At 60.3% G+C, this 21,858-nt stretch carries 21 protein-coding genes; 12 read left to right on the top strand and 9 right to left on the bottom strand.

Going from position 1 to position 21,858, the window contains the following annotated elements; genetic code table 11:
- Window positions 1-21: 21 nt before the first annotated feature.
- Together AC1DTN_RS01715 and AC1DTN_RS01710 are read right to left on the bottom strand one after the other, a co-directional pair.
- Window positions 22-498: an RbsD/FucU family protein gene (locus tag AC1DTN_RS01715; protein WP_477919732.1), complete on the bottom strand. Its 477-nt coding sequence runs from the start codon at window positions 496-498 to the stop codon at window positions 22-24.
- Window positions 482-1,729 carry an ROK family transcriptional regulator gene (locus tag AC1DTN_RS01710; RefSeq protein WP_477819043.1) on the bottom strand — a complete coding sequence of 416 codons (1,248 nt, stop codon included), beginning with the start codon at window positions 1,727-1,729 and terminating at the stop codon, window positions 482-484. The genes AC1DTN_RS01715 and AC1DTN_RS01710 overlap by 17 nt, the downstream gene beginning before the upstream one ends.
- A gap of 235 nt (window positions 1,730-1,964) precedes the next feature.
- On the opposite strand from AC1DTN_RS01710, the gene AC1DTN_RS01705 reads away from it, so the two are divergent.
- The 7 genes from AC1DTN_RS01705 to AC1DTN_RS01675 all read left to right on the top strand — a co-directional run bounded on the left by AC1DTN_RS01705 (window position 1,965) and on the right by AC1DTN_RS01675 (window position 8,804).
- A complete protein-coding gene (locus tag AC1DTN_RS01705; RefSeq protein ID WP_037071865.1) occupies window positions 1,965-2,984 on the top strand; it encodes a sugar ABC transporter substrate-binding protein in 1,020 nt (339 codons plus the stop codon).
- A gap of 156 nt (window positions 2,985-3,140) precedes the next feature.
- Window positions 3,141-4,205 carry an ABC transporter permease gene (locus AC1DTN_RS01700; protein WP_113322875.1) on the top strand — a complete coding sequence of 355 codons (1,065 nt, stop codon included), beginning with the start codon at window positions 3,141-3,143 and terminating at the stop codon, window positions 4,203-4,205.
- Between the two features lie 2 nt (window positions 4,206-4,207).
- Complete coding sequence (locus AC1DTN_RS01695) at window positions 4,208-4,990, top strand: ATP-binding cassette domain-containing protein (protein WP_113322876.1); 783 nt, start codon at window positions 4,208-4,210, stop codon at window positions 4,988-4,990.
- Complete coding sequence (locus AC1DTN_RS01690) at window positions 4,987-5,619, top strand: nucleoside triphosphate hydrolase (RefSeq protein WP_113322877.1); 633 nt, start codon at window positions 4,987-4,989, stop codon at window positions 5,617-5,619. The genes AC1DTN_RS01695 and AC1DTN_RS01690 overlap by 4 nt, the downstream gene beginning before the upstream one ends.
- A 64-nt stretch (window positions 5,620-5,683) precedes the next feature.
- Complete coding sequence (gene pyrC / locus AC1DTN_RS01685) at window positions 5,684-6,724, top strand: dihydroorotase (RefSeq protein WP_477919730.1); 1,041 nt, start codon at window positions 5,684-5,686, stop codon at window positions 6,722-6,724.
- A gap of 177 nt (window positions 6,725-6,901) precedes the next feature.
- Window positions 6,902-8,080: a GGDEF domain-containing protein gene (locus AC1DTN_RS01680; protein WP_477919728.1), complete on the top strand. Its 1,179-nt coding sequence runs from the start codon at window positions 6,902-6,904 to the stop codon at window positions 8,078-8,080.
- Window positions 8,081-8,267: 187 nt separating this feature from the next.
- Window positions 8,268-8,804 carry a glyoxalase superfamily protein gene (locus tag AC1DTN_RS01675; RefSeq protein WP_477919727.1) on the top strand — a complete coding sequence of 179 codons (537 nt, stop codon included), beginning with the start codon at window positions 8,268-8,270 and terminating at the stop codon, window positions 8,802-8,804.
- 87 nt (window positions 8,805-8,891) lie between these two features.
- Here AC1DTN_RS01675 and AC1DTN_RS01670 read toward each other — a convergent pair whose 3' ends face one another.
- Together AC1DTN_RS01670 and AC1DTN_RS01665 are read right to left on the bottom strand one after the other, a co-directional pair.
- Window positions 8,892-9,374: an anthrone oxygenase family protein gene (locus tag AC1DTN_RS01670; protein ID WP_007821403.1), complete on the bottom strand. Its 483-nt coding sequence runs from the start codon at window positions 9,372-9,374 to the stop codon at window positions 8,892-8,894.
- A gap of 2 nt (window positions 9,375-9,376) precedes the next feature.
- On the bottom strand, window positions 9,377-10,201 hold the full coding sequence (locus AC1DTN_RS01665) for an NmrA family NAD(P)-binding protein (RefSeq protein ID WP_477919726.1): 825 nt from the start codon (window positions 10,199-10,201) through the stop codon (window positions 9,377-9,379).
- A gap of 100 nt (window positions 10,202-10,301) precedes the next feature.
- Here AC1DTN_RS01665 and AC1DTN_RS01660 point away from each other — a divergent pair, with 100 nt between their 5' ends.
- The 3 genes from AC1DTN_RS01660 to AC1DTN_RS01650 all read left to right on the top strand — a co-directional run bounded on the left by AC1DTN_RS01660 (window position 10,302) and on the right by AC1DTN_RS01650 (window position 12,715).
- The gene (locus AC1DTN_RS01660; protein ID WP_477919725.1) at window positions 10,302-10,955 is read left to right on the top strand and encodes a TetR/AcrR family transcriptional regulator; all 654 of its coding nucleotides are present in this window, start codon (window positions 10,302-10,304) and stop codon (window positions 10,953-10,955) included.
- Window positions 10,956-11,030: 75 nt separating this feature from the next.
- Window positions 11,031-11,726, top strand: a complete 696-nt coding sequence (locus tag AC1DTN_RS01655; RefSeq protein ID WP_477919723.1) for an orotate phosphoribosyltransferase — start codon at window positions 11,031-11,033, stop codon at window positions 11,724-11,726.
- A gap of 62 nt (window positions 11,727-11,788) precedes the next feature.
- A complete protein-coding gene (locus AC1DTN_RS01650; RefSeq protein WP_477919721.1) occupies window positions 11,789-12,715 on the top strand; it encodes a carbohydrate kinase family protein in 927 nt (308 codons plus the stop codon).
- A gap of 109 nt (window positions 12,716-12,824) precedes the next feature.
- On the opposite strand, the gene AC1DTN_RS01645 is transcribed toward AC1DTN_RS01650, so the two are convergent.
- Complete coding sequence (locus AC1DTN_RS01645; protein ID WP_477919720.1) at window positions 12,825-13,190, bottom strand: metalloregulator ArsR/SmtB family transcription factor; 366 nt, start codon at window positions 13,188-13,190, stop codon at window positions 12,825-12,827.
- Window positions 13,191-13,359: 169 nt separating this feature from the next.
- On the opposite strand from AC1DTN_RS01645, the gene AC1DTN_RS01640 reads away from it, so the two are divergent.
- Entirely contained in the window at window positions 13,360-14,313 is a 954-nt protein-coding gene (locus AC1DTN_RS01640) for an acyl-CoA desaturase (protein ID WP_477919719.1), read from the top strand.
- A 3-nt stretch (window positions 14,314-14,316) separates the two neighbouring features.
- On the opposite strand, the gene AC1DTN_RS01635 is transcribed toward AC1DTN_RS01640, so the two are convergent.
- From AC1DTN_RS01635 to AC1DTN_RS01625, 3 genes are all read right to left on the bottom strand, one after another.
- The gene (locus tag AC1DTN_RS01635; RefSeq protein ID WP_477919718.1) at window positions 14,317-15,120 is read right to left on the bottom strand and encodes an alpha/beta fold hydrolase; all 804 of its coding nucleotides are present in this window, start codon (window positions 15,118-15,120) and stop codon (window positions 14,317-14,319) included.
- A gap of 118 nt (window positions 15,121-15,238) precedes the next feature.
- Window positions 15,239-16,864, bottom strand: coding sequence for a glucose-6-phosphate isomerase (gene pgi, locus AC1DTN_RS01630; protein ID WP_477919717.1), 1,626 nt, complete (start codon window positions 16,862-16,864; stop codon window positions 15,239-15,241).
- A gap of 140 nt (window positions 16,865-17,004) precedes the next feature.
- Entirely contained in the window at window positions 17,005-18,705 is a 1,701-nt protein-coding gene (locus AC1DTN_RS01625) for a long-chain-fatty-acid--CoA ligase (protein ID WP_477919716.1), read from the bottom strand.
- Between the two features lie 247 nt (window positions 18,706-18,952).
- Here AC1DTN_RS01625 and AC1DTN_RS01620 point away from each other — a divergent pair, with 247 nt between their 5' ends.
- Window positions 18,953-19,345 (top strand): PRC-barrel domain-containing protein, encoded by a 393-nt coding sequence (locus AC1DTN_RS01620; RefSeq protein ID WP_007821379.1) that lies wholly within the window; start codon window positions 18,953-18,955, stop codon window positions 19,343-19,345.
- A 49-nt stretch (window positions 19,346-19,394) separates the two neighbouring features.
- On the opposite strand, the gene AC1DTN_RS01615 is transcribed toward AC1DTN_RS01620, so the two are convergent.
- Window positions 19,395-21,845, bottom strand: a complete 2,451-nt coding sequence (locus AC1DTN_RS01615) for a glycoside hydrolase family 2 protein (RefSeq protein WP_477919715.1) — start codon at window positions 21,843-21,845, stop codon at window positions 19,395-19,397.
- Between the last annotated feature and the right edge of the window lie 13 nt (window positions 21,846-21,858).

Here is a 21,858-nt window from a genome sequence, read left to right as displayed (position 1 = left end):
GGAATTGCTCTGCGGCAGACCTCAATAGACGAAGGGATCGACTTCGGCCTTGACGGGGTCGTCATCAGCCGAGGGATAGATTACGCCCTTGCGCAGGATGATATTGGCATAGAGCCGCGGTTCACTGGTCTGGATGACAGCATGGGCCGCCCGCACGCGGCCATAGAAATCCTGCCCGACGAGTGGAATGACCTCGCGATCCGGCTCGTGCTTGGCGCAACAGGCGATCATTTCCTCGTGCACCGGATCGAGCTTGTCGCGTTCGGCCTTCACGGTCGAGCGGAAGATCGCTTCGTCCACAAAGTCGTCGATCGGCAGCACGCTCAAAACGGCATCAAGAACCGGGATGAGATGGTGCCCGTCGAGCCGGATCAGCCTCCGCGCATGCTCGATACCCGGATAGTTGCCGTCGACGATGGTGATTTCATCGCCATGGCCCATGCCGCGCAACGTCGCGAGCAGGTCCGGGCTCAGCAGCGGGTCAAGCCCTTTCAGCATTGTCGATCTCCTTGAAAAGCACATTCTGGTCGGTGAGATAACGCGCAAAGATCGGCAGGCTGGCGCCGCCGATGGCGCGCGCCTGTGCGCCGACCACGCCTTCGACGATATCGGGCATGACGACCCCCTGCAGGTCGAGCTTTTCAGCTTCGTAGATCGTCGCATGCACGATGCGCCGGCGCACCCAATCGGGAAAGCCGCCATCGATGACGGCGGCACTGAAGTCGATGATCGAGGCCGCGGCCACGATCGCCTGTGCCAGCGCCTTGGCCGTATCCTGGATCCAGGCCTCCATCGGCTCGCCGAAATCTATCCAGTCGTCGGCCGAATACCAGAGCGGCTGCGGGTCGATGCCCCGCTCGCGCAGCATATTTTCCAACACGAAGATCGAGGCGATCTCCAGAAGCTGCAGTGTCTCGCCGTTCTTGCCACGCACAGGCAGCGGACCGATGGCTCCTGCCGTTCCCGTCTTGCCGGAAAAAATCGACGAATTCAGAACGATCCCGCCACCGATGAAGGAGCCGATGAAGAAATAGACGAAATCCGGATAGGACGGACCGATGCCGAACACCAGTTCTGCACCGCAGGCGCTGGTCGCGTCGTTCTGCAGGAAGACCTGATAGGATACCTGCGTGGCGATTTCCGACTGCAGGTCGAAATCGCGCCAGACCTCCATCGCGCCCTCGGGTGCGCCCACCTCATCGGCCCAGTTCCAGAGCTCGAAGGGGGCCGCGATGCCGAGGCCGGCGATGCGGCTGCGCTCGCGCTCGTCCAGCTTGCCTTCCAGCTCCTTGATCCCGTGGGTGACGAAAGACAGGATCTCGTCGGGCAGGGGATAGGCATAGATTCTGTGCAGCTGCAGCCGAATTCTGCCGACGAAATCCATCAATACGAGGTCGGCGCTCCGCCGGCCGATCTTCACGCCGAAGGAATAGACGGCATCCGGATTGAGCCGCATGGGTATGGATGGCTGGCCGACGCGACCGCGGATGGGCTCGCCACGCGAAAGCAGCCCTTCCTTCTCCAGCACCCGCATGATGACGGAGACGGTCTGGGCAGACAGCCCGCTACGACGTGCGATATCGGCCTTCGACAGGGCACCGTAGAGGCGCACCAGCGACAGCACGAGCCGTTCGTTATAGGCGCGCACCCTGATCTGGTTCGCGCCTCCGGACGGATTCAGAATTGGCGGTGGGGCCGGCATGGAATCCGGACCATCCAAGGACGACATTGGCCACTCCTCCCGATTAACGGCCTATGCCCGATTTCCCGCCAGCATGCCACATCGAATTAATAATTCAATTGGATTTATTTATTGACAAGCAGTTTTCTTTCGCTCTTAATTACCAGCGTCAAGGGCACGGGACGGCTTTTGGAGGGGGCTGATGTCACATTCCGCAAGTCTCGCCGTGCATGAATTCCGGCACCGCCTTGGGGGCGGGCCGGCTAATCTCTGGGAGGAGTTCATGAAGAAATCAGTTCTCGCTTTCGGCGCTCTCGCGCTCGGCGTCGCCTTTTCCGCTCCGGCGATGGCGGCAGATGTTTCTGCATGCCTGATCACCAAGACCGACACCAACCCCTTCTTCGTCAAGATGAAGGAAGGTGCTACGGCCAAGGCCAAGGAACTCGGCGTTTCGCTGAAGTCCTATGCCGGCAAGATCGATGGCGACAGCGAAAGCCAGGTCGCGGCGATCGAAAGCTGCATTGCTGACGGCGCAAAGGGCATCCTGCTCACCGCTTCCGACACCAAGGGCATCGTCTCTTCGGTTAAGAAAGCGCGTGATGCAGGTCTGCTGGTCATCGCGCTCGACACGCCGCTCGAGCCGGCCGATGCCGCCGACGCCACCTTCGCCACCGACAACCTGCTCGCCGGCAAGCTGATCGGCCAGTGGGCCAAGGAAACGCTCGGCGACAAGGCCAAGGACGCCAAGGTCGGCTTCCTCGACCTGACGCCGTCGCAGCCGACGGTCGACGTTCTGCGCGACCAGGGCTTCATGATCGGCTTCGGCATCGACCCGAAGAACCCGAACAAGATCGGCGATGAAGATGACAAGCGCATCGTCGGCCATGACGTGACGAACGGCAACGAGGAAGGCGGCCGCAAGGCCATGGAAAACCTTCTGCAGAAGGATCCTGGCATCAACGTCATCCACACGATCAACGAACCGGCTGCAGTCGGTGCCTATCAGGCACTGAAGGCCGTCGGTATGGAAAAGAACGTGCTGATCGTATCGGTCGACGGCGGTTGCCCGGGTGTCAAGTCGGTCAAGGAAGGCGTCATCGGCGCCACCTCGCAGCAATATCCGCTGCTGATGGCGTCGCTCGGCATCGAGGCGATCAAGAAGTTCGCCGACAGCGGTGAAAAGCCGAAGCCGACTGAAGGCAAGTCCTTCTTCGACACCGGCGTCTCCCTCGTCACCGACAAGCCGGTCTCCGGCGTCAAGTCGATCGACACGAAGGAAGGCACTGATAAGTGCTGGGGCTAAGCCCTGCCTGAATAAGTGCAGAGTGGCCGGGGCTTGATCCCCGGCCGTTTTGGGCGGACCATATGCCGTCGCCCGACAAACCGGCTGAACAAAGACCGGAAAACGATCGGCGACGGCTTTCGCGTGAGTTCGGCGCGCGGCTGCGGAGGAGGAACAATGACCGGAGCACAGGAATTTGAACGCGTCCTCGACGAAAGCGACAAGAGCGTCGCCTCGTTCGAGCACGAGAGTGTCTCGCTGATAAAGCGCGCGCAGCATTTTCTGCACTCGACACCGGCCGCCGTGCCGCTGATCGTGCTGATATTGTCGATCGTGATCTTCGGATTGGCGATCGGCGGACGGTTCTTCTCGTCCTATACGCTGACGCTCATCCTGCAGCAGATCGCCATCGTCGGTATTCTGGGAGCTGGCCAGACGCTGGTCATCCTGACCGCCGGCATCGATCTGTCGATCGGCGTCATCATGGTCATCTCGGCCGTCATCATGGGCAATGTGGCCATCACCTATGGCATCCCGACACCGATCGCTGTTATCGCCGGCCTCATCGTCGGTGGCCTCTGCGGATTGCTGAACGGGTTCCTCGTCGCCTTCATGAAGCTGCCGCCGTTCATCGTGACACTCGGCACGTGGAATATCGTCATGGCGACGAATTTTATCTATTCCGCCAATGAGACGATCCGCGATACCGATGTCGACGAACAGGCGCCGCTGCTCCATCTCTTCGCCACAAGCTTCAAGCTTGGCAGCGCAGTGCTGACCCTCGGCGTGATCGCCATGGTGCTGCTCGTCGTGCTGCTCTGGTATGTCCTCAATCACACCGCCTGGGGCCGGCATGTCTATGCCGTCGGCGATGATCCGGAAGCTGCCAAGCTCTCCGGCATCCAGACCAAGAAGGTGCTGCTGACCGTTTACACTATATCCGGCGTCATCGCTGCCTTCGCCGCCTGGGTCTCGATCGGCCGCAACGGCTCGATTTCTCCGTCTTCGGCCGTCACGGACTATAACCTCCAGGCAATCACCGCGACTGTTATCGGCGGCATCTCGTTGTTCGGCGGCCGTGGCTCCATTCTCGGCACGCTCTTCGGCACCATGATCGTCGGCGTCGTGTCGATGGGGCTCAACATGCTCGGCGCCGACCCACAATGGAAAGTCCTGCTGACAGGCGTGCTGATCATTGCCGCTGTCGCTATCGATCAGTGGATCAGAAAGGTTTCGGTGTGATCATGGCTGGCGAACCCATTCTCACCGCCCGCGGCCTCGTCAAGCGTTATGGACGTGTGACAGCGCTCGATAACGCCGATTTCGACCTCTATCCGGGCGAAATCCTTGCCGTCATCGGCGACAACGGCGCCGGCAAATCCTCGCTCATCAAGGCGATATCGGGCGCAATCACGCCCGATGACGGGGTGATCACCCTGGAAGGCCGGCAGGTACAGTTCAGATCGCCGATGGAAGCGCGCGACGCAGGCATCGAAACCGTCTATCAGAACCTCGCCCTTTCGCCGGCACTGTCGATCGCCGACAATATGTTCCTCGGCCGCGAGATTCGCAAACCGGGTCCGCTCGGCTCCTGGTTCCGCATGCTCGACCGTCCGACGATGGAAAAGCAGGCACGCAGCAAGCTTTCCGAACTCGGCCTGATGACCATCCAGAATATCAACCAGGCAGTGGAAACGCTCTCCGGCGGCCAGCGTCAGGGCGTGGCCGTTGCCCGTGCCGCTGCCTTCGGCTCAAAGGTCATCATCATGGACGAGCCGACTGCCGCTCTCGGCGTCAAGGAAAGCCGCCGAGTGCTGGAACTCATCCTCGACGTGCGCGCCCGCGGCATTCCGATCGTGCTCATCTCACATAACATGCCGCATGTCTTCGAGGTGGCGGATCGCATCCATATCCATCGCCTTGGGCGCCGCTTGACGGTCATCAACCCCAAGGAATACACGATGTCCGATGCCGTCGCCTTCATGACCGGCGCCAAGGCGGTCCCTGCGGAGCCCGTCGCTGCATGAATGCAAGAATAGACGAAATTGTCGGCGAGGTTCTAAACCGCGCCGGCAACACGAGGCGCTTCCTCATCGCGATCGCCGGGCCGCCCGGCGCCGGCAAATCCACCATGGCCGACAATGTCGCCAGCGCCCTGAAGGCCAAGGGCGAGAGTGTCTCGGTGCTTCCCATGGATGGCTTCCATATGGACAACGCCATTCTCATCGAGCGTGGTCTGCTGGCCCGCAAGGGCATTCCGGAGACCTTCGATGTACGCGGCTTCCTCGATATCGTCAAAGCCGTGCGCCCCGCCGATCAGGAGGTCCTCGTTCCCGTCTTCGACCGTTCGCGCGAGCTTGCCATCGCCTCCGCCCGGCCGATCGATCCTCAGGACCGCTTCATCATAATCGAGGGCAACTATCTGCTCTTCACGCTGGGCAAATGGGCCGAACTCGACGGTATCTTCGATTACACGATCATGCTCGCCCCGCCGATGGAGGTGCTGGAAGAGCGCCTCTGGGATCGCTGGCGCGGCTACAAGCTGACTGAGGAAGAAGCGAGCGCCAAAGTCTATGGCAACGACCTGCCGAACGGTCGCCTCATCCTCGAAAATCGCCGGCCTGCAGACATCACATTGGAAATCGCGCTGGCCTGAACAGTTGTTTCCGTACCGGTGTTGATGCTATCGAGGCGAAACCCGCATCGCTTCGGAGGCTCCCATGCAATCGATCACAATCCGCCGTCCTGACGACTGGCATCTGCATCTGCGCGACGGCGCCATGCTGGAAGGTGTGATCGGGGATACGAGCAGCACCTTTGCGCGCGCCATCATCATGCCGAATCTGGTGCCACCCGTCGTCACGACATCAGATGCGACCGCCTATCGCGAGCGCATCATGAAGGCGCTTCCGGCTGGCCATCGCTTCCAGCCGCTGATGACGCTCTATCTCACCGAGAATACGAGCCCCGATGACGTGGAAGAGGGAAAGAAGAGCGGCCTCATCACCGCCGTGAAACTCTATCCCGCCGGCGCCACGACGAATTCACACGGTGGTGTGCGCGACATGGAAAAGGCCATGCCGGTGCTGGAGCGCATGGCCAGGATTGGCCTGCCGCTCTGCGTCCACGGCGAGGTGACGACACCTGATGTCGATATCTTCGATCGTGAAGCCGTCTTCATCGAGACGGTGCTCGACCCACTGCGCAAGCGCCTGCCGGAGCTGAAGGTGACCATGGAACATGTCACGACGGCCGATGGCATCGACTACATCAAGTCGGCCAAGGCCAATCTCGCGGGATCCATCACCACCCATCACCTGATCATCAACCGCAACGCCATCCTCGTCGGCGGCATTCGCCCGCATTATTACTGCCTGCCGGTCGCAAAACGCGAGAACCACAGGCTGGCGCTGCGGGCCGCGGCGACGAGCGGCGATGTTAGGTTCTTCCTCGGCACGGATTCAGCGCCCCATGTCGACCCGCTCAAGGAATGCGCCTGCGGCTGCGCGGGGATCTATACCTCGATCAATACGATGAGCTGCCTTGCCCATGTGTTCGAGCAGGATAGTGCGCTCGACAGGTTGGAGGCCTTTGCCTCCCTGAATGGCCCGGCCTGGTATGGGCTGGCGCCCAACGAGGAACGTATCACGCTGGAGCGGCAGGCCGAACCCGTGGTCTTCCCCGCCAGGATTGAGACCGGCGCCGGTCCGGTTACCGTCTTCGATCCGATGTTTGCACTGCATTGGCAGATCAAAGCCTGAGAAAAGACGTTGCGGGCTTAAATATTATTCTTCTTATAGTTGCTGCCGAATGTTGAATTTGTAACGCCCGGCTGCGAAATCCATGTTTTTTAACGGAATGCGTAAGACATTCGTCAGCAATGACGAGATAGATTTCAGCACGTTATCGGCGCGGCAAGAGCCGCGGAGATTTAAAGCATGATGCTTGACTATAATTCATTGCTGCTGGCGCTTGGCGTTTCAGCAAGCTGCCTTGCCGTGACGCTCACGGGAAGTTGGCTCGCGCGCCGGGCCGAAACCTTTCTTCTCACCGGCGCATTCGGCCTCGTTCTCGTCGTCGCCGGCATTTTTGCCTATGCCTTCTATGTAGAACAGCCCGAGCGCATGCTTGGTGCCGGCAATTTCGTGCTGTTTCACGCGGGTTTCGCGACCATCTGGGGCGCTGGCTATCAGTTCCGCACCGGCAGGCTCCCAATATCAGGCATCGTCGTCCGTGCACTTGTCGCTATGGCCATATCCGTTCCGCCGATGATCGCCGGGCTGGATGGTCTGGCCTTCATGGCCGATAATCTCGCCATCGCCTTCCTGCTCTTTACCACCGCCTGGCAATATTGGCTCGACCGCGCCGAAGCACCTGCGCCTATATCAGGCATTACCGCCCTCTATACATTGACGGCGATTTCCTTCGTTCTCTGTGCCGCCGTGTTGATCTGGGATGGCAAGCTGGTGCTCGGGGCCGCACCCAGCAATTGGGCGGAAGACCTGAGCCTTGCCATATGCATTGCCGGCATGACCGGCATCGGCGCCCTGTCGCTGGCGCTGCATCAATGGCGGCTTGCCGCCCGTCACCGCATGGATGCGATCACCGATCCGCTGACCGGCTTGCTGAACCGCCGCGCTCTGTTCGATCAATATGGCGTCCGCACCATGGGCGTTTCGACCGCCGTCATCGTCTTCGACATCGATCATTTCAAATCGGTCAACGACCGCTATGGCCATGCGGCCGGTGATCATGTCCTGAAGGTCTTTGCCGGCGAACTCTCGGCCAATTGCCGTAGCGGCGATACGGCCGCCCGCCTCGGCGGTGAGGAATTCGCGCTGGTGCTGAAGGAAATCATGCCCGGCCGCGCCGAGCTTGCCGCCGAGCGCATCCGCAAGGCTTTCGAGGAGCGCGATATCTATATCGACGATGAGGTGCTGAAATGCACCGTCAGTGTCGGTGTTGCACCTGGTCGCTCCAAGCCGCTGGATTTCGATGCCATGCTGGGGGAGGCGGACAAGGCGCTCTATGTCGCAAAACGCGCCGGCCGCAATCGTGTCGAACTCGCCAGTCACCTGCATTCGGTACCGTCAGGGGATGCGCGATCGGCCTCTTGATCCTTCTCCCGACCTTTCGTAAGCTCACAGCCGGCCGGATGTAGCCAGCCGCCCCGCGATGCGCAAGCATTATGGTGAAGGCATCCAAATCCAGTTTCACATCCTTGCTCTTGGCAATCGATGGCGAACGGGTCAGCAGACGTGGGCACTGATCTTCCTGTTTGCCGCCAACGGAGAAGGATGAACCATGCGCGATTTTCGCGATGCCAAGCTTATGGCAAAAACCCTGCGTCAGGCGCTTGCCGACCGCGATATTTCCCTCACCCATAGCGAAACCCTGGAGATTGTCGCCAGACAATTCGGCTTCGACCAGTGGAATATTCTCTCCGCAAAACTGGATGACACCGAAGGCGTAAAATCGGCTGTAGGCATCGAGCCACCGGTGCCGATCTTCCGCATCTTCTCGGTCGAAAAAGCCATGGAATTTTATTGCGGCTTCCTGGGCTTCACGCTCGATTGGGAGCACCGTTTCGGCGAGAACTCCCCGCTTTATTGCCAGGTCTCGCGTGAAAGCATGCAATTACATCTGAGCGAGCATTCCGGCGATGCCAGCCCCGGCGCCCGAGCCTTCGTGCGGGTGAAGGATATCAGCGCCTATCAGGCCGAACTCGCCGCCAAGAACTACCGCTATATGAACCCGGGCATCGAGGAAGCGCCCTGGGGCCTCGAAATGGGCGTCATCGACCCCTTCAACAACCGCATCACCTTCTGCCAGCAGGATTAGAGCAATTCCGGCAAAAGTGCGCAGCGGTTCTGCGTCCGCAATTGCGTGAACACAAAGGAAGGGCGGAGGGCATTCCCTCCGCCCTTTTCAGATCAGCATCAGCGCACGGACGAACGCGACCGAGGCTAGCAGCGAGGCGATGGTGCGCACATGGTTCCACCAGGTCCAGTCCCTGAGATAGGTCGTCCAGAGCTGCACCGCTTCAGGGCCGTTGCCGCTCATTTTCGTCAGCGCATCATTCATCGGCACGTTGAAGACGATGGTCGAGAGGAAGGACGCGATGACGTAGAGTGCCGCGCCGGCGAGCATCATCGAAGAGGCGCCGCCGCGCCAATTCATGAAGGCCAACGCTGCGATCACGACGCAGAGGAACGCCGTCGGCACGAAGAGTAGCATGAAGGGCGAGCGGACGATGGTCACGTTGATGGAATTCATCGCAGCAATGCCCTGTTCGGCCGGGATGCGCGAAAAGGCGGTCATGATGAAGGTGGAGAAGGCAAAGAAGATGCCGGCGACAAGGCCGCTGCCGATCGATGCCGCAATGAGGGAAATGACGAGAACGATCTGCATGGTCAGGCGCTCCACAATCCGGTTGCCGCGGTCTCTCGCGCGTATTGGCTGAAATCCCTTGCCGGGCGGCCGAGTATCTCTGTCACGCCACCCATCACCTCGGAATTGCGCCCATCGAGCACCTGTCCGAAGAGTTCTTCCAGTAGCGCGATAACAGGCTCTGGCATTCCCGCAGCGGAGAGACCCTCTTTAAAATCCGCCATCGATACTTGTTCATAGTCGATAGACCGGCCCGAGGCCGCGGCGATCTCGGCAACGGCTTCGCGGAAGCTCAGCGCGCGAGGACCGGTCAGCTCGTAGATCCTGTTGCGATGCCTGATATCGGTCAGTGCCGCCACTGCCGCATCGGCAATGTCATCGGCATCGACGAAAGGCTCCTTGATATTGCCAGCCGGAAGCTCCAGCCTGCCGGCAATGAGCGGCTCGACGAAAGCGCCCTCGCTGAAATTCTGGCAGAACCAGGAGGCGCGCAGGATCGTGGTGTCGATCCCCGCTGCCTTGAGTGCTTCCTCGCTCCGCTGCGCCCCTTCTTCGCCACGGCCGGAAAGCAGCACGATATGCTGCAACCCGCACTCTCTCGCGAGCTTTGAAAGCGCCTCGATGGCCTCTGCCGCCCAGGAGACGGAAAGGTCCGGCTGGAAGGCGACATAGGCGCTCGCTGCACCCGTGAGCGCACTGCGCCAGGTCGCGCGATCCTCCCAGTCGAAGGCCGGTATCGTGGAGCGGGACGCCTTGCGCACGTCAAGTCCCAGCTCTTCCAGCCTGTCGGCAATGCGGCCACCGGTTTTGCCCGATCCGCCGATCAGAACGATTTCGGAATTCTGCATATCGAAACTCCTCCTCGGTTTAAAACAAGAGAAACTCTCTTATTTGCAAAATGAGATAAACTCTCTTATTTTCTTTGTCAACAGTCGAAGGAAGCGGAAGATGGCAGAAGAAGTGATCGCACGGCGCAGGCGCCAGCAGGAGTCGACCGGTCAGCCACGCCGCATCCCGAGCCAGCAGCGCGGCCGCGAGCGCTTCGAAAAAATCCTGACGGTCGCCTCCGGTCTCATCGAAAAGAATGGCAGCGATGCCCTGAAGATGAGCGAGATCGTTGAAAAAGCTGAGCTTTCCTTCGGCGCCCTCTATCAGTATTTCCCAGACAAAACCTCGATCATCCGCACGCTCGCCGAGCGCTTCAACGAGCAGGGCCGGCAATGTGTAGCCGATGAACTGGCGCAGGTGACGGATGCCGACAATCTGCGGACGGCGCTCTGCGTCATCGCTGATGAATATTATGCCTTCTTTCGCCGCGAGCCCGTCATGCGCGATATCTGGCATGCGACCCATACGGACAAGCTTCTCCAGGAAGTCGATGCCGAAGACATGGAATTTCACGCGCAGGCGCTGTTTTCAGTGCTAAAACAGCTGTGGCCGGAGCGGACCGAGACGGAGCTTCTGGCCATCGCCCGGCTGACGATGCAGCTTCTTGCGGCTGCCGTCCGCTACGCCGTTTCGCTGGATGAGGAAGAGGGCGTGCAGGCGATCGCGCTCTTCAAGAAGATGCAGATTGCGGATATCGCCCGCCTGCTCGGCTGACGGCCGCCTTCCATCTGGAAACCGACCGCTCTTGCTGCTATTGCCGCTGGAACGTCAGCCGAAGGAGTAAGCCGCATGATCCAGACCACATTCCCCGATCGCGCCGTCATGGCGGAGCTGCTGGCCAAGATGCTCTGGGAGATCAAGGCGGTGCATTTCAACGCCGAGACGCCCTATAAATATGCCTCCGGCATCATGAGCCCTGTTTATATCGACTGCCGCAAATTGCTCTCCTTCCCGCGCGTCCGCTCGACGGTGATGGATTTTGCCGCCAGCACCCTGCTGCGCGACGCCGGTTTCGAACAGTTTGATTGCATCGCGGGCGGCGAGACCGCGGGCATCCCATTTGCCGCACTGCTTGCCGACCGGCTCGGCCTGCCGATGATCTATGTCCGCAAGAAGCCGAAAGGCCACGGCCGCAACGCCCAGATCGAAGGCGAGATGAAGGACGGCGCCCGCGTTCTCGTCATCGAGGATCTGACGACGGCCGGCGGCAGCATGTTCACCTTCATCGATGCCATCCGTGCCGCCGGCGGCATCGTCGATCACGGCATGGCGCTCTTCTTCTATGGCATCTTCTCGGAGGCGCATCAGCGCTTTGAGAATGGCAAGGTCCAGTTCCATCACATCGCCACCTGGCGCGAGGTTCTGGCGATTGCCAGGCAGCAGAAGCTCTTCGACGACAAGACGCTGCATGAAGTCGAGGCCTTCCTCGATGCGCCGCTCGCCTGGTCGGCGCGGAATGGTGGCGTAAGTGAGCTTTCGCTCTAGCCTTTTGACAAAAGCTCGCTTAATCGATTGAGAAACGCGCAAGTCCTGTTGGGAGGAATTCGATGATTTTGTGCTGCGGCGAAGCCCTGATCGACATGCTGCCGAGGGATACGACCCTGGGCGAAAAGGGCTTTGCGCCCTATGCCGGCGGCGCGATCTTCAATACCGCGATTGCGCTCGGCCGCCTCGGAATCCCGACGGCTTTCTTCACCGGCATTGCCGACGACATGATGGGCGAAATCCTGCTCGATACGCTGAAGGCGAGCAACGTCGATTACAGCCCCTGCGCCATCACGCCACGCCCGTCGACGATCGCCTTCGTCAAGCTCGTCAACGGTCAGGCGACCTATGCCTTCTATGACGAGGGCACGGCCGGCCGCATGATCACCACGGATGATCTGCCAACCCTTGGCGATGATTGCGAGGCCCTGCATTTCGGCGCGATCAGCCTGATCCCGAGCCCCTGCGGCGAAACCTACGAGGCCCTGCTCGACCGCGAAGCCGCGAAACGCGTTATCTCGCTCGACCCGAACATCCGCCCCGGCTTCATCAAGGACAAGGCCGCGCATATGGCCCGCATCAAGCGCATGGCCGCCAAGTCCGACATCGTCAAATTCTCCGACGAGGACCTCGAATGGTTCGGCCTGGAAGGCGACCATGATGCGCTGGCAGCCCACTGGCTGAACCACGGCGCCAAGCTCGTCGTCATCACCAAGGGTGCGGAAGGCGCCACCGGATACACCAACGCGCGCAAGGTCACGGTCCCGAGCGAACGCGTCACTGTGGTCGATACCGTCGGCGCCGGTGACACATTCGATGCCGGCGTTCTCGCCTCGCTGAAGATGGACAACCTGCTGACCAAGGCGCAGGTCGCCTCGCTCGATGAGCAGGCCCTGCGCAACGCCCTGGCGCTTGGCGCCAAGGCTGCCGCCGTCACCGTTTCTCGCGCAGGTGCTAATCCGCCCTGGGCGAAAGAGATCGGGCTTTAAGGCCGGAGCTGCAGTCTCTCGATTCCTCTTCTCCCCGAGGCGGAGAAGAGGATATGCCTCAACGTCTCAACACCCTTTTCTCACGCCCAACACAGGATCTGTCCGGTGCTTAAGGCAATTGTTTCGCGCGGGCGCGCGCCTGGCTTTCCTTCTTGATCGGCCGACCGACCGGGCAAACCTCCTGCACGAAGCCGTTGAGCGTATTGACGAGATTGTTCTCGATCAGAGAATAGTGGACGAACTGGCCCTGCTTCTCTCGCCGGATCAACCCCGCGGTCTCAAGAATGGAAAGATGCTGTGAAACGGCTGGCTTGGACATGCTGAATCGGTCGGCAATCTCGCCGGCGGTCAGGCCAGATGCCGAGAGATAGGCAAGGATCTTCCGGCGTGGCGCGCTGGAGAGCGCGTGGAATACCCGCTGGGCGGCGGTGACGGAACCGTCTTCTACAGCATCATCGAAAGTCTCTTCGTCCAAGTCCGGTCTCCGTGCCTGCAGCTCCGTTGCATCGATCCATTAACGAATTAAGCAATTAATGTATTGCTTAATTATCTCGGCCGATGCAAAGTAATTAGGTAATTCCTTAATTAATGAACTGGCGGGCGATGTTCAAGTGCTGAATGCGCCTGAGGGGAAGGAGTTTGCCATGAGCAGTATTTCCACCGGACGCATGATCGATGAAAACAGCGATCCAGTGAAGGGCAGGGTGGTCTGGATGCCCGCAAAGTCGATCTGGATTACCGCCATGACCTTGATAGCCATCGTCGGCGGGCCATTCACCTTCACCTGGAGCGCACTCGCCGTCTTTGTCCTCCTGACTGCGATCACGATCTGCCTTGGTCATTCGGTCGGCATGCACCGGCTGCTGATCCACCGCTCATTCAGCACACATATCTGGATCGAGCACTTTCTCGTCTATCTCGGTACGCTGGTGGGCATGGCCGGCCCCTTCGGCATGATCTACGCACACGACATTCGCGATTGGGCGCAACGGCAGCAAGATTGCCATGACCTCTTTGCCCATCGGCGGTCTTTCTTCATCGACGCCTTCTGGCAGATGCATTGCACGGTGGTGCTGGATCATCCGCCACGTTTCGTCCTCTGGGAGCGGGAGCGGCGCGATCGTTTCTATCGCTTCCTGGAGGCGACATGGATGGCGCAGCAGCTTCCCCTGGTGCTCGTGCTCTTCACGCTCGGCGGATTGCCGTGGGTGGTCTGGGGTATTGCTGTGCGGATATCGGTGTCACTGACCGGACACTGGCTGGTCGGTCATTTCGCTCATCGCGACGGCCATCAGGGCTGGAGTGTCGATGATGTCGCCGTGCAGGGCTATAACCTGCCGCGTTTCGGGCTGGTGACTTTTGGCGAGAGTTTCCACGGCAACCATCACGCCTTTCCGGAATCCGCCCGGCTCGGCATCGAGCCGGGCCAGCCGGATCTCGGCTGGTATTTCATCCGGCTGCTGGCAAGTTTCCGCCTGGCTTCGGCAATCAAGCTCCCACACCTGATTACGCCAAGGCGAGGGTTGAAGCGCGTCAACCTATCCGAAATTGCTGGTGACGGTGCAAATCCGACCCGGGCCCACGAAATTCGCCCTTGAAACTCATTCGATCCGATCAAGAAAGGCCCGGACCTCGCGATTGAAGAGGTCCTGCTGCTGCAGTGGCGCGAAATGGCTGACGCCGGGCAGCAGCACGAATTTCGCATCCGGGATCGTCCTTGCCAGGTAATCGGCATGGTCAGGCTTGATGAACTCGTCATGTTCGCCGAGCACGATGGTGACAAGCACCTTGATGCCCGCCAGCTGCTCCGCCGAGTAGTTGGGCTCTGTCGCCATCATCTTGGAGACATCGGCGACGAAAGCCTCGAATTGATCGGGTGTCGCCGATAGCGCCTGATAATCCGTCCTGTGGCGGCTGAAGCAGCGGTCGATGACCGGCGTCGCCTTGAATTCCTTGGTGCCGCTGGGGTCCATGTTGCAGGCAAAGAAGAACACGCCGCAGACCCGCTCCGGGTTCTGGTCGGCGAGGATCAGCGCGGTGCAGGCGCCGTCGCTCCAGCCGACGAAGGCCGCTTCTTCGATGCCGGCATGGTCCATGACGGCAAGCACGTCCGAGGCCATCAGGTGATAGGTATAGGCACGGTCGTCGCGTGTGCTGCGGCCGTGTCCGCGGCTGTCGATGACCACGACCCGATGGCCAGCCGCGATAAGATCGGGAACCTGATAACCCCAATTGCCGCTATTGCCGAGCCCGCCATGCAGCAGGATGACGGCCGGGCCTGCGCCGTAGCTCGCATACCAGATGCGCGCTCCTTCGTTTTCGACAAAGCCTTGCTCATTCGTGAGGGGCAATGGCAGCGCGCCGTTTGCCTCGAAGTTCATCAGTTCGTCATCATCAGCGGTCATGGGCTCCTCCTCCGGCGGTCCTTCTATAGACGACGACATGCCCTGGGATTCGACAGGGTCAAACAAAAAAGCCCACCCGCATCGCGGATGAGCTTCGATAACAGCTTGATCGCCGGGATTACTTGGCGAGCTTTGCCAACGCGGCAACAAGACCCTGCGTCGAGGAATCGTGGCCGGCGGCACTTTCCTTGCCTTCGACGACGGGCAGCAGGCCGGTCGCCAGCTCCTTGCCGAGTTCGACGCCCCACTGGTCGAAGGAGTTGATGCGGAAGAGCACGCCTTCCACGAAGACGCGGTGCTCGTAGAGCGCGATCAGGCGGCCGAGCGCATAGGGCGTCAGCTTGTCGTAGACGAAGGTGATCGACGGGCGGTTGCCGGTGAAGACGCGGTGCGGGGCGATGAAATCGGCCTTCTTGTCGTCCATGCCCTTGTCGGTCAGCTGCTTCTTGGCTTCTTCGAAGGTGCGGCCCTTCATCAGCGCTTCCGACTGGGCAAGAACGTTCGACATCAGAAGCTGGTGCTGGTGGCGCAGCTCCGGCTCGAAGCCGTTGGCGGCGATCATGAACTCGGCCGGGATGATGCTCGTGCCCTGATGGATGAGCTGATAGAAAGCATGCTGGCCGTTGGTGCCGGGTTCGCCCCAGACAACAGGGCCGGAATTGCCCTCGACCGGCGTGCCGTCGATCGTGACGCCCTTGCCGTTCGATTCCATGTCGAGCTGCTGCAGATAGGCCGGGAAACGCGACAGGCGCTGATCGTAGGGAAGCACGGCGCGCGTCGGGTAACCCAGAACATTGCGGTGGTAGAAGCCGATGAGGCCGAGCAGCATAGGCAGGTTTTCTGCAATCGGCGCCTTACGGAAATGGTTGTCGACGGCATGGGCGCCATCGAGGAACTTGCCGAAATTCTCCGGGCCGACAGCGATCATCAGCGGCAGGCCGATGGCCGACCAGATCGAATAGCGGCCGCCGACCCAGTCCCAGAAGCCGAAGACGCGCGCGCTTTCGATGCCGAAGGCCGCGACCTTCTCGAGCGCCGTTGAAACGGCGGCAAAATGATGCTGAACGGCAGCTTCGCCAAGCGCGCCGGCGATGAACTTGCGCGCCGTCTGCGCATTGGTCATCGTTTCGACCGTGGTGAAGGTCTTGGAAGCGACGATGAAGAGCGTCGTTTCCGGCTGCACCAGCTTCAGGATATCGGCAATGTGTGCGCCGTCGATATTGGAGACGAAATGGGCGCGCGGGCCGTCATGGAAGGGCGCGAGCGCCAGTGTGGCCATGACCGGGCCGAGATCCGAGCCGCCGATGCCGATATTGATGACATCGGTGATCTTCTTGCCGGTCGCCCCCTTCAGCGCGCCCGAACGTACACCATCGGCAAACTTGGCCATGGCGGCAAGCACGGCGTTGACGTCAGGCATGACGTCCTTGCCATCGACCAGGACAGGCGTGTTGGAACGGTTGCGGAGCGCCGTGTGCAGAACGGCGCGGTCTTCCGTGAAGTTGATCGCCTTGCCGGAGAACATCTCCTCGCGCTTCTTCTCGACGCCGCCTTCTTCGGCGAGCTTCACCAGAAGCTTCAGGATCTCGTCGTTCACGGCCGTCTTGGAAAAATCCATCAGCAGGTCGTCAAGCGATACGGAAAAGCGCGAGAAGCGCTTCGGATCATCAGCGAAGGCGGCGCGAAGATCGGTGGCCTTGGTGGCAGCCGCGGTGCTCTTCAATTGTTCGACGATGGCATTCATGGGAGACTCCTTTGGAGGCGGAGAGGGTTGCGGAAACTATTCTCTTTCCCGCAGTCAAATCAAGTTCAGCCATCTGACGAAATATGAAAAAAGCCACCCGCGACAAGCGGATGGCCCTCAATTTCATGAGACCGTCAAATTCAGCCGCGCAGGTCCTTGCGCAGGATCTTGCCGACAGGGCTCTTCGGCAACTCGGTGCGGAATTCGATGAAGCGCGGTCGTTTGTAATTGGTGAGATTGGCCGCGCAATGGGCCTTCACATCGGCTTCGGTCAGACCAGGGTCCTTGCGCACGACGAAGAGCTTCACCGCCTCGCCGGAATGCCCGTCCGGCACGCCGATCGCCGCCGCCTCCAGGATACCGGCATGCATGGCGGCCACTTCCTCGATCTCGTTCGGATAGACGTTGAAGCCGGAGACGAGGATCATGTCCTTCTTGCGGTCGACGATCTTGGTATAGCCGCGCTCGTCCATGAACCCCATGTCGCCAGTGCGGAAATAGCCGTCCGGCGTCATCACCCGGGCTGTCTCCTCCGGCTTGTTCCAATATCCGGCCATGACCTGCGGGCCGCGAATGCAGATCTCGCCGATCTCGCCAAGCGGCAGGGAATTGCCGTCCTCATCTCTGATGTCGAGTTCCGTCGAGGGAATGGGAAGGCCGATCGAGCCGGTGAATTCGGGTGAATCGAAGCGATTGGCGGTCGCAACGGGTGACGTCTCGGAGAGGCCGTAGCCCTCGGTGACATGCGAGCCCGTCACCTTCAGCCAGCGCTCGGCCACCGGCCGCTGCACGGCCATGCCGCCGCCGAGCGACATGACGAGAGAGGAGAAATCGAGCTTGGCGAAGTCGGCATTGTTGAGCAGCGCGTTGAAGAGCGTGTTGAGGCCGGGGAAGATATGGATATCAGACTTCTGGAATTCCTTCACCAGCCCTGGAATGTCGCGCGGATTGGCAATCAGCACATTATGGGCGCCGAGCGACATGCCCATCAGCGAATTCACCGTCAGGGCGAAGATGTGATAGAGCGGCAGCGCGCAGAGGAAGTTCAGGACTTCAGGCTGCTTCTTTTTGTCGAAGGCGGATTTTAGCCAGAGCTGCAGCTGCATCTTGTTGGCAAGCAGGTTCTGATGCGTCAGCATCGCACCCTTGGCAATACCTGTCGTTCCACCCGTATATTGCAGGAAGGCAATGTCGCTGCCGGTGAGCGCGACAGGCGCAAGCGTTCTGTCCGCCCCCGCCGATAGCACCTGCCTGAAACTTTTATGTTGCGGAATGGACCAGGAGGGAACGAGCTTCTTCACCCGGCGGACGACGAAATTGACGATATGCCCCTTGAGGCCGAGCATTTCGCCGAGAGAGGTGACGACGACATGGCGCAGGTCCGTCTTGTTGATGACCTGCTCGACGGTGCGGGCGAAGTTCTCCAGAACGAAGATCGCCTTGGCGCCGGAATCGTTGAGCTGGTGCTCGAGCTCGCGCGGCGTATAGAGCGGGTTGACGTTCACGACGACGAGCCCGGCGCGCAGGATGCCGTAGACCGCGACGGGGTTCTGCAGCACGTTCGGCATCATCACGGCGACACGGTCGCCCTTCTGCAGGCCTACACTTTGCAGCCAGCCAGCCACCTTGCGGGTTTGCACCTCGAGCTCGCGATAGGTCATCGTCTTGCCCATGCTGGAAAAGGCTTTGCGGTTGGCAAAACGGGCACAGTTCTTTTCCAGGAGATCCGGAAGCGATGAGAATTCCAGTGGGGGAATTTCGGCCGGAACGATGTCCGGATAGGTGGCAAGCCATGGTTTTTCCGGTTTCGCACCACCAGGGTGGACGGAAATACTGTTCATTGTGTCTCTCTCCCATTCGGCCGCCGAAACCGGATGACACCGGTCGATCGGAAGATCCTCCATCCTCCGTCAAGGCAGCTTATGCCATTGCTTGAGCGGTTCAAGCGGATTGAGGCTACAATAACCTTAACGTAAACGTCAATATCGCGAGTGTCGCATATGAACGGCATGCGGCAGGGAACTTTGAGGCATAGGGCACGTTTTCTCGATGTGGAAGAACCACGAGGAAACGACAAGGAGGTGCACAATGCTGAATCAGGATACTGACGCCACCCGACGCGACCCGAATGTGAAGGATACGCCGACGCTGATCGCTAGCGACCGCGTTGAAGGCACCCGCGTCTATGGCGCCGATGGCAAACACATCGGTTCCATCGAACGCCTCATCCTCGGGAAGCAGGACGGCCGCGTTGCTTACGCTGTTCTGAGTTTCGGCGGCTTCCTCGGCATCGGCAGTGATCACTATCCGCTGCCGTGGGAAAAGCTGACCTACGATACCCAGCTGGACGGTTACCGCATCGATCTCACCAAGGAGCAGATCGAAGGCGCGCCGAGCTACGCGGATGACGATGACACCTGGTACAACGATAATGGCCGCCGCGTGTATGATTATTATGGCGTGCCGCCCTACTGGATGTAACGTCGTCCGCGAGGACGAGCCGGTAGAGGCCCCGCGAGAGCGGGGCCTTTCAGTTTTTATTGACGAGATCATTGGCAGTGCGAAGCACTGTGCCAACCACGATATCTTCGGCCGACAGGGACTTGTCGGTCGTCACACGGAAGACATGGCTTTCACCCGGCAGCAACGTCACCAGCATGGAATCCACGACCGCCGCAGGATCGAGCCGATCCGCCATCAGGCAAAGATCCTTCAGGAAGCTCTTTGCACTCACCGTGACATCCCAGCCATCGTCCGATCTTGCCAGCGATATGTTGACGTCTGGCACCGGAAGCTTCAGCTCGATATCCTCGACGAAATAGTGGAAGGCGCGCTTGTCCAGCATCTGCACGACGATGACTTCTTCATCCGCCGCGCCTGAAGTCGCGATATCCTGCGGCAACGGAAATTCCTTCGCTTCGAACCGGTCGCAGAGCAGCCGCCAGAATTCAAATTCCGCCAGCACCGTACCATCAAGCCGCATGCGCTTGCCGCTGATCTTCGAGCGCCAGAACAGTGTCTGCTCATTAACCGCGACCGCGGAAAGGCCCTCGCCACGCGGCTGGATCGTCAGCAGGCGGGGATGGAACGCCTGTTGCATCGCATACCAGAGCGGCTTGCGCCGGCCGGCAGAATCGAGCGCTGCCCAGGAGGTGACCGGCCAGCAATCATTGAACTGCCAGACGACCGCGCCCTTGCAGATGTCGCGATGCGAGCGCATGTGCTCGACTGCGAAGCGGATGGCGCGTGCCTGATTGAGTTGGGTCGCAAAATGCCAGTCATCCATCGTCTGCGGCACGGGCAGGTGTCCGGCAAGGCCCTTGATGAGCTTGTCATTGCCCTGCGTCGCCTTCTGATGATGGAAGACGCCACGCGATTCCGGCGTCAGCGGTTCGTCATGCACGCTCTCCTGCAGCGTCGCCCATGCCGGCGGCGCCTGCCAGCCGAATTCGGAGCAGAAGCGCGGAATGTAGTTACGATAGACTTCGTAACCGACGTCGTTCCACACGTCCCATATATGCTTGCAGCCGTGCCGGTCGTCATTCGGCTCGATCTCCATGGAGCCCGAATAGGGACTGCCGGGATAATAGGGCCGGTCGGGATCGAGTTCGGCACAGAGCTTTGGCAGGACATCGAGATAGTAGCCGAGCCCCCAGCTGACGCCGTCCTTGATGATCGGCCGCCAGCCCCACTCGTCAAAACCCCAGATATTCTCGTTATTGCCGTTCCAGATAATGAGGGAGGCATGCGGCATCAGCCGCATCACATTGTCCCGCACCTCGGCGATGATTTCGCTCCGCAGCGGCTCTTCCTCCGGATAGGAGGCGCAGGCAAAAAGGAAATCCTGCCACACAAGCATGCCGGCCCGGTCGCAGGCCTCGTAGAATTCGTCCCGCTCGAAGACGCCGCCGCCCCACACACGCAGCAGATTGATATTAGCAGCCTTCGCCTCATCGATCCGCGCCGCATAGCGTTCCGCCGTCACGCGCGAAGGGAAACAATCGTCCGGTATCCAGTTGGCGCCGCAGGCAAAGATCGGCACGTCGTTGATGACGAAGGTAAAGGCGGAGCCATGTGCGTCCGGCGCGGTGTCGAGCCGCAGCGAACGGAAGCCGATCCGCTTCGAATAAAGGTCGAGTAAGTTGCCGCTGGCATCCTCCAGCCGGATTTCCAGCGGGTAGAGTGGCTGCGCGCCGAGATGATGTGGCCACCAGAGCTGCGGTGAGGGCACGCAAACCTCGAAGGACACTTCGTTCGTATCGGCGTCGATCGCAACGGTCTGCGTGACGCCACCGATTTCTGCAACAAGCGTCGTCGGCACTGCCTCGCCTTGCCTTGCCAGCCGCGCATGCACCTTGACGAGCCCATCGCCACCGGCAAGGGCGGCGGAAACCCTGATATCGGCAAGCCGCGCCCGATCCCAGCTCTCCAGCCGCACAGGCTTCCAGAGTCCGGCTGTCACAAGCGTCGGCCCCCAGTCCCAGCCGAAATTGCAGGCCATCTTGCGCATCAGGTTGCCCGGTCCCGGATAGTTGTTCGGGCGATAGCCGTAATGCTTCTCCATCTCCGCGCCATAGGCATAGGCGGAATGAAAGGTGATGCTGAGCTCGTTTGTATCTTCCCGCAGCAGCGACGAAACGTCGAAGCGGTAGGTGCGGTGCATGTTGAAGGTGCGGCCGATCTCTTCGCCGTTCAGGCGGACCGTCGCAATCGTATCGACGCCGTCGAAGACGAATTCCTGCACTTGGCCCGCATCAGGCTCGGCGTCGAAGTCGAGCCGGTAGACCCATTCCGTCTTGCCGATCCAGTCATTGGTGATCTCGTTGATATCGAGATAGGGATCGGGGATTAGCCGGTTTGCGAGCAGGTCGAGATGCACGCATCCGGGCACATCAGCTGGAATGGATGCCGGCAGACTGGTTCTTCCTGTATCGTTACAGGAAAGCGTCCAGCCGTTATGAAGGTCTCTCCTCCCAATCATTTCAGCCTCTTAT

This window comes from Rhizobium sp. 01T444, assembly GCF_056398305.1.
The sequence above is the reverse complement of the archived record's forward strand: the minus strand, read 5'-3'. Positions and strand labels throughout refer to the sequence as shown.